At 58.9% G+C, this 14825-nt stretch carries 12 protein-coding genes and 1 tRNA gene; 2 read left to right on the top strand and 11 right to left on the bottom strand.

Annotated features, from left to right (window positions below):
• Nucleotides 1–18: 18 nt before the first annotated feature.
• Together glmU and HMPREF2919_RS07945 are read right to left on the bottom strand one after the other, a co-directional pair.
• On the bottom strand, nucleotides 19–1473 hold the full coding sequence (glmU, locus tag HMPREF2919_RS07950; RefSeq protein WP_070667122.1) for a bifunctional UDP-N-acetylglucosamine diphosphorylase/glucosamine-1-phosphate N-acetyltransferase GlmU: 1455 nt from the start codon (nucleotides 1471–1473) through the stop codon (nucleotides 19–21).
• A gap of 87 nt (nucleotides 1474–1560) precedes the next feature.
• A tRNA-Gln gene (locus HMPREF2919_RS07945) sits at nucleotides 1561–1631 on the bottom strand.
• A gap of 235 nt (nucleotides 1632–1866) precedes the next feature.
• Between HMPREF2919_RS07945 and HMPREF2919_RS07940 the strand changes: the two genes are divergently transcribed.
• Complete coding sequence (locus HMPREF2919_RS07940) at nucleotides 1867–3696, top strand: ABC-F family ATP-binding cassette domain-containing protein (protein WP_070667119.1); 1830 nt, start codon at nucleotides 1867–1869, stop codon at nucleotides 3694–3696.
• 86 nt (nucleotides 3697–3782) lie between these two features.
• On the opposite strand, the gene HMPREF2919_RS07935 is transcribed toward HMPREF2919_RS07940, so the two are convergent.
• The 6 genes from HMPREF2919_RS07935 to rsmI all read right to left on the bottom strand — a co-directional run bounded on the left by HMPREF2919_RS07935 (nucleotide 3783) and on the right by rsmI (nucleotide 10144).
• Nucleotides 3783–4793 carry a 4-(cytidine 5'-diphospho)-2-C-methyl-D-erythritol kinase gene (locus tag HMPREF2919_RS07935; protein ID WP_070667117.1) on the bottom strand — a complete coding sequence of 337 codons (1011 nt, stop codon included), beginning with the start codon at nucleotides 4791–4793 and terminating at the stop codon, nucleotides 3783–3785.
• Between the two features lie 68 nt (nucleotides 4794–4861).
• Nucleotides 4862–5734 carry a 16S rRNA (adenine(1518)-N(6)/adenine(1519)-N(6))-dimethyltransferase RsmA gene (rsmA, locus tag HMPREF2919_RS07930; protein WP_070667115.1) on the bottom strand — a complete coding sequence of 291 codons (873 nt, stop codon included), beginning with the start codon at nucleotides 5732–5734 and terminating at the stop codon, nucleotides 4862–4864.
• A gap of 45 nt (nucleotides 5735–5779) precedes the next feature.
• Complete coding sequence (locus tag HMPREF2919_RS07925) at nucleotides 5780–6601, bottom strand: glycosyltransferase family 25 protein (RefSeq protein ID WP_049346770.1); 822 nt, start codon at nucleotides 6599–6601, stop codon at nucleotides 5780–5782.
• A gap of 385 nt (nucleotides 6602–6986) precedes the next feature.
• On the bottom strand, nucleotides 6987–7808 hold the full coding sequence (locus tag HMPREF2919_RS07920) for a glycosyltransferase family 25 protein (RefSeq protein WP_070594019.1): 822 nt from the start codon (nucleotides 7806–7808) through the stop codon (nucleotides 6987–6989).
• Between the two features lie 230 nt (nucleotides 7809–8038).
• A complete protein-coding gene (locus tag HMPREF2919_RS07915; protein ID WP_049346771.1) occupies nucleotides 8039–9112 on the bottom strand; it encodes a TatD family hydrolase in 1074 nt (357 codons plus the stop codon).
• 66 nt (nucleotides 9113–9178) lie between these two features.
• On the bottom strand, nucleotides 9179–10144 hold the full coding sequence (gene rsmI, locus HMPREF2919_RS07910) for a 16S rRNA (cytidine(1402)-2'-O)-methyltransferase (protein ID WP_049358446.1): 966 nt from the start codon (nucleotides 10142–10144) through the stop codon (nucleotides 9179–9181).
• 197 nt (nucleotides 10145–10341) lie between these two features.
• Between rsmI and HMPREF2919_RS07905 the strand changes: the two genes are divergently transcribed.
• A complete protein-coding gene (locus HMPREF2919_RS07905; protein ID WP_070594018.1) occupies nucleotides 10342–11988 on the top strand; it encodes a dolichyl-phosphate-mannose--protein mannosyltransferase in 1647 nt (548 codons plus the stop codon).
• Nucleotides 11989–12156: 168 nt separating this feature from the next.
• Here HMPREF2919_RS07905 and HMPREF2919_RS07900 read toward each other — a convergent pair whose 3' ends face one another.
• From HMPREF2919_RS07900 to HMPREF2919_RS07890, 3 genes are all read right to left on the bottom strand, one after another.
• Nucleotides 12157–13491, bottom strand: a complete 1335-nt coding sequence (locus tag HMPREF2919_RS07900) for a TIGR01906 family membrane protein (protein ID WP_070594017.1) — start codon at nucleotides 13489–13491, stop codon at nucleotides 12157–12159.
• A 146-nt stretch (nucleotides 13492–13637) separates the two neighbouring features.
• Nucleotides 13638–13859: a DUF3499 family protein gene (locus tag HMPREF2919_RS07895; RefSeq protein WP_049346776.1), complete on the bottom strand. Its 222-nt coding sequence runs from the start codon at nucleotides 13857–13859 to the stop codon at nucleotides 13638–13640.
• Nucleotides 13860–13879: 20 nt separating this feature from the next.
• Nucleotides 13880–14296: a WhiB family transcriptional regulator gene (locus tag HMPREF2919_RS07890; protein ID WP_070594016.1), complete on the bottom strand. Its 417-nt coding sequence runs from the start codon at nucleotides 14294–14296 to the stop codon at nucleotides 13880–13882.
• Nucleotides 14297–14825: the final 529 nt, after the last annotated feature.

Here is a 14825-nt window from a genome sequence, read left to right as displayed (position 1 = left end):
TGTTGTTCTTTCCTCGAATTAGGATTCTGCCGGTTCCTGAGCGCCAGCAGCCTTGGCGGCTTCGGCGGGTTCGGTACCAGCACGGTTCTTCAGGACCCAGCCCTCGATGGTGCGCTGGGAAGTCTCAGAGTAGGCGAGGGCGCCCGCAGGAACATCCTTACGGATCAGCGCGCCCGCGCCGGAGTAGGCACCGTCACCGACGGTAACAGGTGCAACATAAATGCCTGCGGAGCCCATACGGGCGTGCGCGCCAATAACGGAGCGGTTCTTCACCAGACCGTTATAGTTCGCGAAAATAGAGCCTGCACCAATGTTTGCGCCCTCACCGATGGTGGCGTCACCAACATAGGACAGGTGCGGGATCTTTGCGCCATCGCCAATCTGCGAGTTCTTAGCCTCGCAGAAGGTGCCAAGCTTAGCGTCCTTGCCCAGGGTGGTACCGGGGCGCAGGTATGCGAAGGGACCAACAGTTGCGCCCTCACCAATGACAGCGCCGTAACCGTGCGCGCGGATGATGGTAGCGTCAGCCTCAACGGTCATGTCAGTCAGGGTGGTGTCCGGGCCAATGGTGGCACCGGTAGCGACGGTGGTGGAACCGTGCAGCTGAGTGCCCGGCAGCAAGGTTACGTCGTTTTCAATGGTGACGGTAACGTCAATCCAGGTGTTCTGCGGATCAACAATAGTCACGCCGTTACGCATGTGCGCCTCAAGGATGCGGTTGTTGAGCATACGACCCAGCTGAGCCAGCTGCACGCGATCGTTAGCGCCCTCAACTTCCCAACGGTCCTCAATAGCCAGAGCGGAGGTGCGGTGGCCCTTCGAACGAGCGATGGACAGAACGTCGGTAATGTACTTCTCGCCCTGAGCGTTGTTGGTGGTCACCTCGAGCAGCGCCTCACGCAGGACTGCAGCATCAAAAGCGTAAATACCGGAGTTGATCTCGGTGATTTCGAGTTCTTCGGGGGAAGCGTCCTTCGCCTCAACAATGGCGGTCACCTCGCCAGCCTGGTTACGCACGATACGGCCGTAGGAGCCGGGCTCATCAATGTGGGTGGTCAGGACAGTTACGGAGTTCTTGTCTTCCTCGTGGAAGGCAATCAGTTCGCGCAGAGTCTCGGGGCGCAGCAGAGGAACATCGCCGTAGGTCACCAGAACGGTGCCGGAGACGGTTGCCTGCGCATCCAAGGCATTCAGACCGACCTCAACCGCACGACCAGTACCCGGAATCTCATCCTGATCAACGATGGTTACCTCAGGGTCAAACGCAAGCACATGCTCAGCAACCTTATCGCGCTGGTGACGTACCACAACAGCGAGGCGCTCGGGGTTCAGATCGCGTGCAGCAGCGACAGCATGCTCAACCATGGATCGACCACCAATGCCGTGCATGACCTTGGGGGTAGCGGACTTCATGCGCGTACCAGCGCCTGCAGCGAGAACGATCACTGCAGAGGGTGCCAGTTCAGTGTTCACTGGGAAGACTCCTTAGACGAGGTTGTAAGAGTGAGGAGTGAGCGCGGACCGCCAACTCTCTATCAACGGTGCCGTTGAGTGCTTACGCTCCGCCACTAGGACTCGAACCTAGACAAACGGCTCCAAAGGCCGCTGTGCTGCCATTACACCATGGCGGATTATCCTTACATTCACGACAAGCCCCCGCTAGCGGGTCCTCATCGTCATTGACCGCCATTTTGGGCACAGAACAGCGCAATGCAGGAAATGCTTTCCTCAGTTTATCAAATATCTGTGCTCAACTTAGCCGCGCGCCCCGCAATCCCCACAGCTTTTCTCAGCACCGCCAAGTAGCCCCTCATCAAAGCTTGGAGCGCTACTTGAACTGAACACTCACCCTGTACCCTAGAAGGCGTGGCACATCTACTTGGCGGCGAATCGCTGCACCTCGAATTCCCTACCCGAACCATCTTTGAAGGCATCACGGTCGGCCTGAACGAAGGCGACCGCATAGGCATTGTCGGTCGCAACGGCGACGGCAAGTCCACCCTCATGAAGATCCTTGCCGGCCGGCTCGAACCGGACTCCGGCCGCGTTACCGTGCGCGGCGGCACCCGCATCGGCTACCTTGACCAGTCAGACGTCCTCGACGACGACCACACCGTCGGCTACGCGATTGTGGGCGACACCCCCGAATACGAGTGGGCCTCGCAGTCCCGTATCCGCGATGTCATCTCGGGCTTGGTTTCCGATCTGCCCTGGGATGCACCTGTCTCTTCGCTCTCTGGTGGTCAGCGTCGACGCGTAGCGCTCGCCTCCCTGCTCGCGCAGGAGTGGGACGTGCTGATGCTCGACGAGCCCACCAACCACCTGGACGTCGAGGCCATCACCTGGCTCGCCAACCATCTGAAGTCCCGCTGGTCGAAGAACGCCGGCGGCCTCATGGTCGTCACCCACGACCGCTGGTTCCTCGACGAAATCTGTACCGACACTTGGGAAGTGCACGACCGCATCGTCGAGCCCTTCGAGGGCGGCTACGCGGCGTACATCCTGCAGCGTGTGGAGCGTGACCGTCAGGCAGCCGCAGCGGAGGCGAAGCGTCAGAACCTGATGCGCAAGGAGCTCGCCTGGTTGCGCCGCGGTGCGCCCGCGCGTACCTCCAAGCCGAAGTTCCGCATTGATGCCGCCAACGCCCTCATTGCGGACGTCCCGCCGGTGCGTGACACCGTGGAGCTGAAGAAGATGGCAGTCTCCCGCCTCGGCAAGGACGTGGTCGACCTCGAAAATGTTTCCGTCGTCTACGACGACCCCTCGATGCCCGGCGGCAAGCGTCCCGTGCTGAAGAAGGTCACCTGGCGTATTGCCCCCGGCGAGCGCACCGGCATCCTGGGCGTGAACGGTGCGGGTAAGTCCACTCTGCTTTCTCTGGTGACCGGTGATCTGAAGCCGACCGAGGGCCGCGTCAAGCACGGTAAGACCGTGAAGGTTGCGACCCTGACTCAGCAGCTCGATGAGCTCAACGAGGTCGCTAACGACCGCGTCTCGGATGTGATTGGCCGAAAGAAGCGCAGCTACATTGCCGATGGCAAGGAGCTGTCCCCTTCGCAGATGCTGGAGCGTCTGGGCTTTACGAGCGCGCAGCTGTCTACCCCGGTCAAGGACCTTTCGGGTGGTCAGAAGCGTCGCCTGCAGCTCATGCTGATTCTGCTGGATGAACCGAACGTGCTGATTCTCGACGAGCCGTCCAACGACCTGGACACCGATATGCTCGCCGCGATGGAGGACCTGCTGGACACTTGGCCGGGCACCCTGCTGGTGGTCAGCCACGACCGTTACCTCATGGAGCGTGTCACCGATCAGCAGTACGCCGTGATTGACGGTTCGTTCCGTCACTTGCCCGGCGGCGTGGACGAGTATTTGGCGCTCTCAGCAGCTGGTGCTGGCGGTTCTGCCGCCGGTAGCGTGCAGGCGCGTGCCGCCTCCTCGGCGCAGGCTTCTGCTGAGCCGGATACCCCGAAGGTCTCCGGTGCCGAGCTGCGTGCGGCGCAGAAGGAATCCGGTGCGATTGAACGCCGCCTCGCCAAGCTCGCTGCAGAACAGGAGAAGCTCTCCGAGCAGATGAGCGCGCACGACGCCTCCGACTACGCCGGTTTAGCGGCACTCGGCGAGCAGCAGCAGACACTTCAGGATGAGATTGACGAGCTAGAAATGCGCTGGCTCGAGCTCTCCGAGCTGCTGGGCTAAGGTCTATAGACATAGAAGAATGCCGGTTCTAGATTCAATCTAGAACCGGCATTCTTCATATATTCAGCGCTCAGCTACAGCGGCAACTAAGGGTGATTCAGAATCGCACTAACCGCGCTCACAGCGTGGTTGCCCGCAGCGCGAAGAGTGGAGGCAAGAGCCTCCGCCCGAGCCTGCGAAGAAACCAGCAGAAGCACCGTCGGACCGGAACCGGACACCAGGGAGGCGTACACGCCCTCACTCTCGCGCAGGTTCAGGGTCTGTTCCAGCTGCGGGGCGCACGAAAGCGCGGGAGCCTGCAGGTCGTTACGTAGCAGCGGTGCCAAGGAGGCGAGCGCCGCCTCCGAACCATCATAAGAATTCAGGGTGCTCAGAAGCTCTACGGGTTCCACCAGCTTGCCTGAGGCAGGGTACAGCCCCGAGGCGCGGCCCGCGTCCAGCTGCTTGAATACGCTGGGGGTGGAGAGGCCAAACTGCGCGGCAACAATCACCAGGTGCAGAGGTTCCCGAGGCGCCGCAATATTCTGCAGCTCGGTACCGGTCCCCTGCCCCAGTGCGAGGGTCTGCCCGAGCGCGGCACGCACGCTAAAGGGAATATCGGCACCCAGTTGCGCGGCAAGACGTTCATAATCCGTCTGGGTCAGGAGCGCACCGGTGCGGCCGGTTGCGTGCAGGTAGCGGTCCGTAGCAATGAGGGCGGCAGCCGCGTCCGCTGAGCCGCCCGCCATACCGCCAGCCACGGGCACAGCCTTCGCAATATGCAGGTGTAGCGCCGGGACAGATTCGATGCCGTGCTCCGCAAGAATCAGCGCAGCGGCACGGTACACAAGATTCCGCTCATCCATTGGCACAGCGGCAGGGTCGAACTGCCCCGCCTGCATCTGCTGATCCACCAGGGAGCCGGGCACAATATCCATGCTCAAGCTCAGCCCCGGTGCCTGCCCCTCAGAGACCGTGATGGTCTCCGTCAAAGAGACCGCCGCAAAAAGCGTAGTCAACGGGTGGTAGCCGTCCGGACGAACATCCCCCACGGCAAGGTACAGATTGACCTTGCCGGGAGCATCAACCGAAATAGCGGTCTGGGAGGCGGTACTCATCAGCGCATACACCTTTCGCGAGGGAACTCGCGTGAGAACGTCAGTGAAAAATTTAGAGCGGGAAGAAGCTATTCCACTACAGGCTCAGCCGGGACAGTCAGCGAAGCCTCCGCAATGCGGATAAAACCGTGAATATCCAGCTTCTCGCCGCGCTCCGTCGGAGCGATACCGGCAGCCACCAAAATCTGCTCCGCGCGCGCTCCGGAGCCCGCCCAGGAGCTCAACGCGGCACGCAGGGTCTTACGGCGCTGAGCGAAGGCCGCGTCCACGATCGTGAACACCAGGTCGCGGTCAACGGTAGAGAGCGGCTCTTCGCGCATGCGGAAGCCGACCAGGCCAGAGTTAATCTTCGGCGCAGGCCAGAACACGTTCTTGCCAATCACGCCCGCCTTATACACCTCGGCATACCAATTAGCCTTCACCGAGGGCACACCGTAAATCTTTGAACCCGGGGTCGCCGAAAGACGGTCGGCGACCTCGTCCTGAACCATCACCAGGGCGTGACGAATGCTCGGGAACTGCGCAAACAGGTGCAGAAGCACCGGAACCGCCACGTTATAGGGCAGGTTCGCCACCAGAGCATCCGGAGTGCGAGGCAGCTCGGTGACCTTCAGGGCGTCCATGAGCACCACGTCAATATCGCCCGCCTTCTCAGGGCGGAACTTCTCAATCGTGTGCGGAAGCTGCTGAGCCAGGGGCGGGTCAATCTCCACCGCCACCATATCCTTCGCAGCGTCCAGGATGCCGAGGGTCAACGAACCCAGGCCCGGGCCGACCTCCAGCACCGTCTCCTCCGGTGAAATCTCTGCCGCGTTGACAATACGACGAATCGTATTAGGGTCAATCACAAAGTTCTGCCCAAGAGTCTTCGTAGGACGAATACCGAGCATCTCGGCAAGCTCACGAATCTCAGCAGGGCCGAGCAGGGGCAGATCGTTCACAGCGTTCCTTCACATAGGTGGATGGTGGGGAGGTTACAGTTTAGGTTACCGCGAGAAACGCTGCTTTACCTCATCAACAGTGGCTTCCAGAGCGTTCTTAGCATTTGTAATACGCTTCTTCGGTGCCAAAGCGATACGCACTCGATCCAGCGGACCAGTACCGTGCTGGAGACTATTCACCTTATCCAGATGACGCTTACCGGATTCCAAAATGACGCTGCTGCCTTCCCAGCCGCACAGGCCAGGCTGCACAAAACGCACATCCACACCCCACTGCTGGTACAGCTTGTAATCATCAGCTACGGTGCCCGGTACCTTATCCTCAAATTGCTTGAGCAACAGCTCAGCACCCGAACGGGAAATCAGGTACAGACCGGTGCAAATCAGGGGCCACGTACCGTACGGCTTACCCATACGGTACTTACCGTGTACAAAAGGAGACAGCAGAGACAGGCGGATGTATTCCACCTGCGGGTTCAGCTTGCCGGCATCATTCGCAAAAGAATCGCTGAGGTTCACCAGCTGCACCTGCGGGTACTTCGTGATGATTGCGTTCACCACCGCCTCAGCATCCGGAGAAAGAAGAATGTCGTCTTCAGCAATCAGTGCCCAGTCGGCGTCGCTCGCAACAAAGTCACGCCACATCTTCACGTGGCTAAGCATGCAACCCTTCTCCGCGGGGCTCGGGTCGCGATGCCAGCGGCTACGGAAAAACTCAACGTCAAATTCTTCATCAGTGACGTGATTATCGCGGTTATCCACCGCAGAATAACGGACAAAATCCTGCGCGGGTGCGCCCACCGAATAGAACGAGTCAAAACGGTTCGCGCCATCCAGGCCCAGAACATACTTCAGAATCTTTGCCATGTTTTTCCCTTCAATAGCTCATCCAGAAGACCTAAGCAGTAGAAGATCGCGTCGGCTAATGATGAGCTTTCAGAACTTCAGACCACCTGCACAACAGAGGGGTTCATCAATCTTAAAAATCAGTGCGTAAACGGCAGGGAGTCTGAAATATTGAGCGTGTGATAAATACGCACACCGCAGTGCAACGTAAAAAGAATTCTATCATTCACCATGCGCCAATCTCAGGTCTCCTCAGGTTAAAACGCGATGTGGCACGCGTCGTACTGGTGCACAGCAAAAATCCCCTCCCTACCGGATATACACAATAGGGAGGGGATACTGGACAGGCAGAAGACCCACATATTTAGATTTTTATGTGATGACAGTAGCCCAATCCGTCTCTGGGTTATCGTCCCAGGCGCTGCTTCACATCATCAATGGTGGCTTCCAGAATATTCTTCGCGTTCGCAATACGCTTCTTCGGCGCCAGGGCGATGCGCAACCGATCGAGAAAACCAGTGCCATGCTGCGTGCTCTTGAGGCTTTCCAAATGACGAACGCCAGAAGTTTGAATGAGGCTAGTACCTTCCCAACCGCATAGACCGGGTTGCACCAAATATACGTCTACCCCCCATTCTCGATAGAGGGAATAATCATCGGCAACAACGCCAGGAACCGTCTCTCCATAACATTCCACGAGTCGTTCAGCCCCAGAACGCGAAAGAAGATACAGGGCAGCACCATACAGAGGCTTTGAACCATAGGCATTACCCATACGGTACTTGCCGTACACAAAAGGAGAAAGCAACGAAAGACGGGGATAATCAACCTGCGGGTTGAGCTTGCCAGCTTCAGAAGCGTAGATATCGCCCAGGTTAACCATCTGCACGTGAGGATACTTTTCAATAATCCTCTCCACTACAGGCTGCAGGTCAGGGGAAATGAGGACATCGTCTTCTGCCAGCAAAGCCCAGTCGGCATCTGAAGCGAGGAAGTCCTTCCACATGTGGTAGTGGCTCAAAGCGCAACCCTTTTCAGCAGGCCTCGGCTCTTTACCGTAACGAGCCAGGAACAGTTTGCTATCGAATTGTGCATCAGTGACGTGATTATCACGGTTATCCACCGCAGAATAACGCTGAAAACCTTGAGCGGGTGCCCCCACCGAGAAGAAAGAATCAAACCGGTTAGCGCCGTCCAGTCCCAGAACGTATTTCAGAATTTTTGCCATAGTGTCCTCCTAAAGCACCAATCACCGGGAGCAAGGCACAAAACCGAGTGAGAGTTCTTGCACCCCTAATTTTTAAGCGCATTCTTTTAGACGCAAAACATGCCTAAAGTACTACGCGCCAGATCATGGCATAGCTGTTTGAGTGAGTTATTTGTAGTCGCTACAGTCTAGCACGCAGACACGCACCGCGAGGCGACTCCAAGTAGCTATCCGCTACAGGCTGTACGTGCCTACCACTGACCGTAAACGCGCTCCGAATTCTCACGAATACGGCGGCAGAGCGCCTCCAGCTCCTCGCCGCGGTGAGCCGCCATGAACCGCACCGTGTAGTTCGTCATGTAGGACGCATTCGGGCGGCCGCGGAACGGATGCGGAGTCAAGAACGGCGCATCGGTCTCAGCCAGAATCAGCTCCGGACGAGCCATCTCCAACGACTCCTGAATACCCTTCGAGTTCTTGAAAGTCACCGTGCCGGCAAAGCTCATGTACCAGCCGCGCTCATTGCAGATTTCGGCAAGCTCCGGGCCGCCCGAGTAGCAGTGGAACACGGTACGTTCCGGTGCGCCCTCTTCATCCAGGATGCGCACAACATCCTCGTGCGCGTCACGGTCATGAATCTGCAACGCCAGGTTGTGCTTCTTCGCAATGCGAATATGCTCGCGGAAGCTGTAGTGCTGTGCTTCCTTACCCTCCTCGCCGGTGCGGAAATAGTCCAGGCCGGTCTCACCAATAGCGCGTACACGGTCGGCGGTGGCGAGCTCGTCGAGGGTGGCTAGCGCCGCCTCCAGCTGACCGGCTGTAGCCAGCTCGGGGGCGGTATTGGGGTGAATCGCAATGGCGGCGAGGACACGCTCATCAGCCTGCGCGGCGGCGACCGCGTACAGGGAGGAGGGGATATCATATCCGACCTGCACAATGGCGGCGATGCCGAGCTTTTCGCCGGCGTCGAGTGCATCGCGGGCGCTGATTTCTACTTCGCCGTCGAGCAGGTCCATGTGGGTGTGGTTATCCACGATGGGGTACGGCAGCGGTTCGGGGGCGGGCGGGAAGACCAGATTGCGGCTGCGGCCGTTCTCGCCGGTGGTGGAGCGACGGCGGGTGCCTTCTCCCCCTTCGGCGTCGCTGATGCCGGTGTAGAGTTCCGCCTTATAGGGTGCGGGGACTTCACCGGGGACAGGCGTCCAGCCGTTAGGCAGGGCGGTTGCCTGGAGTGCCGCGGGGGTGGGCAGGGTGTAGTTCGCCAGGGCGGCGAGGGAGTTCAGGTACTCCTGGGTGATTTCAGGACCGGGATAGCTCTGACACATTGATAAATCCTCGGGATAAAACAGCGGGGTAAAACTTAGGGGGTAAAATTGCGCGGTGATTCTGGGCTATTCGGAGCGGGCAGCCAGTGCCGCCTCATACAGGTCGCGCTTGGAGGTGCCGGTCTCAGCGGCAACCGCGGCGCAGGCGCTCTTGAGGCGCTCGCCGCCCGCTACACGGTCGAGGACCAGTTGCACTACGTCCTGTGCTTCGGGGGTTTCGGGGGCTTGTGCACCCTCGACAATAATGACGATTTCGCCGCGGACGCGCTCAGACTCAGCCCATTCGGCAAGCTCTGCCAGGGTACCGCGTCGAACCTCTTCGTGGAGCTTGGTTAGCTCACGGCTGACAGTTCCACGGCGGTCGGCGCCGAAGGTTTGCACAAAGTCCGCCAGGGTTGCGGCAGTGCGGTGCGGGGATTCGTAGAAAATCATGGTGCGCTCCTCCCCCGCCAACGATGCAAGACGGCGGGTGCGCTCGGAGCCCTTGCGGGCGAGGAAGCCTTCGAAAGTGAATCGTCCGGTGGGCAGACCTGAGAGCGCGAGCGCGGTCAACGCAGCGGAGGGGCCGGGCACCACCGTGACGGGCAGGTCGGCTTCCGCAACGGCTGCGGCGGCAACGTAGCCGGGGTCGGAGATGGTGGGCATGCCCGCATCCGAGAGCAGTAGCACGCGCTGACCGTCCTGTACCGCTTGCACGATGGTTTCGCTGCGTTCGGCTTCATTGTGGTCGTGGTTGACGATAATGCGGCCGCGGGTGCGCACACCAAGCCCGGAGGCGAGGGTTCGTAGTTTGCGGGTGTCTTCGACGGCGATGAGGTCTGCGGTGGCGAGGGCTGAGCGCAGTCGGTCGGAGGCATCGGCAAGGTTGCCGATGGGGGTGCCGCCGAGGATGAGCACGCCGCCTTCTTCGGAGGTGACGGCGGTGTCAGCGGTATCAGCGGTGTCAATCTCGAGTGCCTTGACCGTTTCTGAGGGGGCTGTGGTTTCTGAGGGGGCGGCGGTTTCTTCGGTGTATTCTGCGGGTGCGGTCATGGCAGGCCTCATGTCTGTGTCTGGTCTTCGTGTACCCACTAAGTGTAACGCCCGCGCTCAATCCGGTGCCGGGTGGGCTTACCGGGTGAGCCCGCCGATAGAAGTAGCTAGTGCGGGTGGGGCTCCGAGCGCGTCATATATGCTGTTCACGGGCTGAAATGGTGCATCGTGCGTTCTGACCCTTTAGGATTGATGGGGTGAAGATACCTAAGCTACTTTCTCCCGCATCTGCCGCTCCAGCTGGTCAGGCTGATTCGGCCCGTTCTTCGTCTGAACGCGGTCGTTACGGCCTCGATTCTCTGCTGGATGCGCTCGCTGTTGCCTATATTCGTGCCCCGCGTTGGGGTTGGTTGGCGCCCGCATTGATTGTGCTGGTTGCCGGCATTCTGCGTTTTTATAATTTGGCGCATCCGAATGCCATTGTTTTTGATGAGACGTACTACGCCAAGGACGCCTACTCGTATGTGCATTATGGCTATGAGTTGAGCTGGTCGAAGGACGCTAATGCTTCCTTTGCGGCGGGTCACCCGTCGGGTCTGTTGACGGATTCGCCGGAGTATGTGGTGCATCCGCCGTTGGGTAAGTGGATGATTGCCGCGGGCATGGCAATTTTTGGTGATAATAATCCCTTTGGTTGGCGTGTTTCTGCTGCGGTGATTGGCACCCTGTCGGTGGCGTTGATTGCCTATGCTGGCTGGCTGCTGTTCCGTTCGATGACGGTGGCGACTATTGCGGCTCTGCTGGCTGCGGTGGATGGCCTGATGCTGGTGGAGTCTCGCCTGGCTCTGCTGGATATTTTCCAGATGTTCTGGATTTTGGCGACTTTTGTGTGTCTGGTGCTTGACCGTATTCAGGCGCGGCGCGTGTTGGCGCGCAATATTGCGGAGGCGGCACGCCAGAATAGCGGTGTGCTTCCGCCGATGCCGTGGGGCCCAAGCATGGGTCTGCGCCTGTGGCGTTTCGCGGCCGGTGTGTGTGCCGGTGCCGCGGTGGGCGTGAAGTGGAATTCGTTGTTCTTCATTGCGGCTATGGGTCTGCTGACGGTGTTCTGGGATATTAATGCTCGCCGTATTGTGGGTCTGAACAAGTGGGGTTTGACGGCGCTGGTGCGTGACGGCATCCCCGCGTTCTTCCAGATGATTGGTGTGGGTCTGCTGGTATATCTGAGCACCTGGGCGGGCTGGTTCCAGTCGTCGAATGCGTATTTCCGCCGCTGGGCGGTTGAGAACCCGGGCAAGGGTGTCATGTGGCTTCCTGAGGATTTGCGTTCCCTGTGGGAGTACCATGTCTCGGCGTTTAAGTTCCATTCTGGTTTGAGCAGCCCGCATACGTATTCTTCGCAGGCGTGGCAGTGGCTGGTTTTGGGTCGCCCGACCTCGTACTACTATGAGTCGCCGAAGCTGGGTTCTTCGGGTTGTACCGTGAAGTCCTGTTCCGAGGCTATTTTGAATATCGGTAACCCGGCGATTTGGTGGGCTTTTATTCCGGCGATTATTGTGGCGCTTCTGGTTCTGCTGCTGAAGCGGGATTGGCGTTTTGGCGCGCTGCTGGTTGTGTTCGGTGCGGGCTATTTCCCGTGGTTTATGTACCCGACTCGCACGATGTTCTACTTCTACGCCCTGTCCTTTGAGCCGTTCCTGATCCTGCTGTTGGCGGGTGTTTTGGGTCTGGCGCTGTCGGGTGCTCGTGGTTCGGTGTTGCGTGCTCGTTTGGGCGTGACGCTGGTGGCGATTTACCTGGTGGGTGTGCTGGTGTTGAGCGCGTACTTTATGCCGCTGTGGACTGCTCAGGTGATTCCGTATGAGCAGTGGTATTCGCATATGTGGTTTAAGTCCTGGATTTAGGCTTGAGTTTTAGGCTCGGTTTTTAGGTTCGAGCGATGCGAGCTTAGGTATAGCAAAGGGGGCTGGGTTCTACCGTGTGGTAGAGCCCAGCCCCCTTTGTTGTGCCCTTTCCGCGCTGGCTTGCGCGGTGAAGTGGCTGATGATTTTTAGTTGTCGCCGACGCGTGTGTTAGTTGTCGCTGACGCGTGCGGAGGCGAGCTTGACGCGCAGGTCCTGGCGTTCCTGGCGGCGGCGTTCTGCCTTGAGCTTGCGGTATTTGGTGGGCCAGGTGGTCACGAGCAGGAGGGTAATCTGCACTGCCACGAGGACCGCTACGGCGATTGCTGCATCGATCCAGAATTGCGGCGGGTAAAGGCGGATGAGGGAGCTTCGTACGGAGAACTCCCAGTTGCCCTGCGGGAAGAACACCTGGTGGAAGGTGGTGAACAGCCATTCCCAGCCGAAGAAGCCCACAACGCCGAGCACCGCGATGAGTCCCAGGGTAATCCACGCGCCGGTGAAGAGGCTGCGGCGGATGGTTCCGGGGGCGCGCTCACGCAGGGAAATGCTGCTAAAGAGGGTCACCAAGAAGAGCGCGGCAACGGCTACAGTGGCGATGAGCAGTACCCACTTCACGTCGTGCATGTGGTTCACTTCTGCTTCGGTGAAGGCGAGGGTATTATCGGCACCGGTGGTAACGCGGGCGAGGTATTCTCGCGGCGCGAAGTTGTTGATGTAGTCCACGCCGTAGGAGCCCAGGCGCATCCTCTCGACGAGGTAGTAGCCGTAGCTGTCTTCGGGGAATCCGGGGCGGTGATATTCGAGCCAGAGGAAGGGCGCGGAAGCTACAGCGCGAATCGCGATCATGAGTACGGTCAGCGGTACGGTGAGCGCGATGAGGGTTGCACGGAGCTTGAGGAAACGCGGGGTGTCTTCCACAGCGTCTTCGCGTGCCGCGGCGCGTTCTGCGGCTTCGGGCGAGGCCGCCAGGGAGGACAGCGGCGCGTTGGGGTCTGCGACCGCGTGGGTGTGACCGGTGCGGGTGGTTTCGGTGCGGTACTTGCGTCCGGCGGTGGAGGCGCTTGCCGCCTCCGCGGTAGCGACGGTTTCCGCTTCGGCCGCATTTTCGGCTTCTGCGACTGCAGCGGCTTCTGCTTCGGCGGCCCTCTGCATGGTTTCGCGGTTGAGGTCGCTGAGCGTCGGGTTTTTGGGGGTGCTCTGCGAGTCGCGCACGAGGGGCACGAAGCCGGTGGAGACGTTGGTGCGGGTGCGCACACGGGTACCGACGCCCTGTTCACGGAGTTTGCTGCGTGCGGGGACGACGGGTACAGAGCCGGTAGGCAGGTCGGGTTCTTCGGCGACGGTGGGTACGTCTGCTGCGATGCGGCCAAATGCGCCGGTGTGCGGTGCCGGTTCGCTGGTCACGGTCTCTGCTCGACGAGCTTTGAGGAGTTCTTCGGCGCTATTTCGGCGGATGGCCGGGCGCAGTGCGCCCCACATTCCTCGGTGTGTTTCTTTGCTCATTGATCTCGCGTTCTTTTCGAGTGATCGGTGTTTGAGTGAGTTGCGGGTGTCTGTACTATCTGCCAGTTTCTCATACGCAAAGAACCTTCCGCATGAATTCGCGGAAGGTTCTTTGCATTCGGGTGTTTAATTCTTAGTTTTGAATTCTAGGATTCGGTGGTGTCCTGAACGGGTACCTTGTAGACCACTCGCCAACCCTGAGGTGCCGTCAGTCGTGCGGCGTGGTCGTCGCAGAGGTCATAGGCGTGGGGTTCGCGAAATTCAGAGAGCGCGTCAATGAGTGCCGTGGAATCTGCGTAGGAGTAGTGGAGAGTAACAGTCGCCTCTCGCTGGCAGGTTTGGCGGGAGCACAGTCGTGCGGTCTGCATGTAGATGGTACCTTCCTGGCTTAGCTCGCCTGCTTGCGCAGTCGGCGGCGTTCACGTTCTGACAGCCCGCCCCAGATTCCGAAGCGCTCGTCATTGTCCATTGCATATTGTAGACATTCTTCGCGCACGGGGCATACACCGCATACCCTTTTGGCGTCTCGGGTGGAGCCGCCCTTCTCGGGGAAGAAGGCTTCAGGGTCGGTCTGGGCGCAGAGTGCTTCAGCTTGCCAGGCGAGTTCTCCGTCTTCGCCTTCGGTTCCGTAGAGTCCTGCCGCTGCGGTCCATACGTCGGTGCAGGCAGGCATGTTTCGTTCTGCGTCTGCGGGAAAGGCGTCGGTGGCTTTTTCGAGAGATTGAGTGGGATTCATGCTACGGTGCTGAGCGCCTGATGCGCGCGCGGCCGCGACAGAGCGGTCGGATGCAATGTAGGAGCCCATGGGTTTTCCTTCCGTGTTCTCATTGTGAGCTTAATGAGTCTGCGGATCCGTCGTGGACGGAATCTTCGTGTGTATGGTGTGGCATGGTTTGCTGTGGCCTCTACGGTCCCTTCCAGAGCAAACACGCTTATATATCTATTAGACGTGCGACACGCCGTTTCGTCAAACTAGACTTAATCAATGTTTAGATGTATGTGTTACAGGCGTCATATTTAATGTGAATTTGACCTTTATATATTTTTCACCCCTTCACTTGCCCCTGGTCACATCTTGAGCCAGCCTCAAATTTCCCCTTTCAGGACCACTTGCCGCCGAATGCAAATTCCGCATCTTGACCGCAAATATAAGGGAAGTCGGCGGTGCAACCCCCTGCAGGAATCTCCCAAACCCCACTCCCAGAAATTTTCAGGAAATTCGAAAAGAAAAGTTTATCTTTTTGACATCCATGTTCTGCATATTTTTCCAGGCTTATTGCGAAACATTTATATTCCCAATTTATCTGCATGCCCTATTTCAAAATAGGACCTTA

The sequence above is a fragment of the Rothia sp. HMSC068E02 genome, from assembly GCF_001813565.1.
Taxonomy (GTDB): domain Bacteria; phylum Actinomycetota; class Actinomycetes; order Actinomycetales; family Micrococcaceae; genus Rothia.
This window is presented reverse-complemented; position numbering and strand designations above follow the sequence as displayed.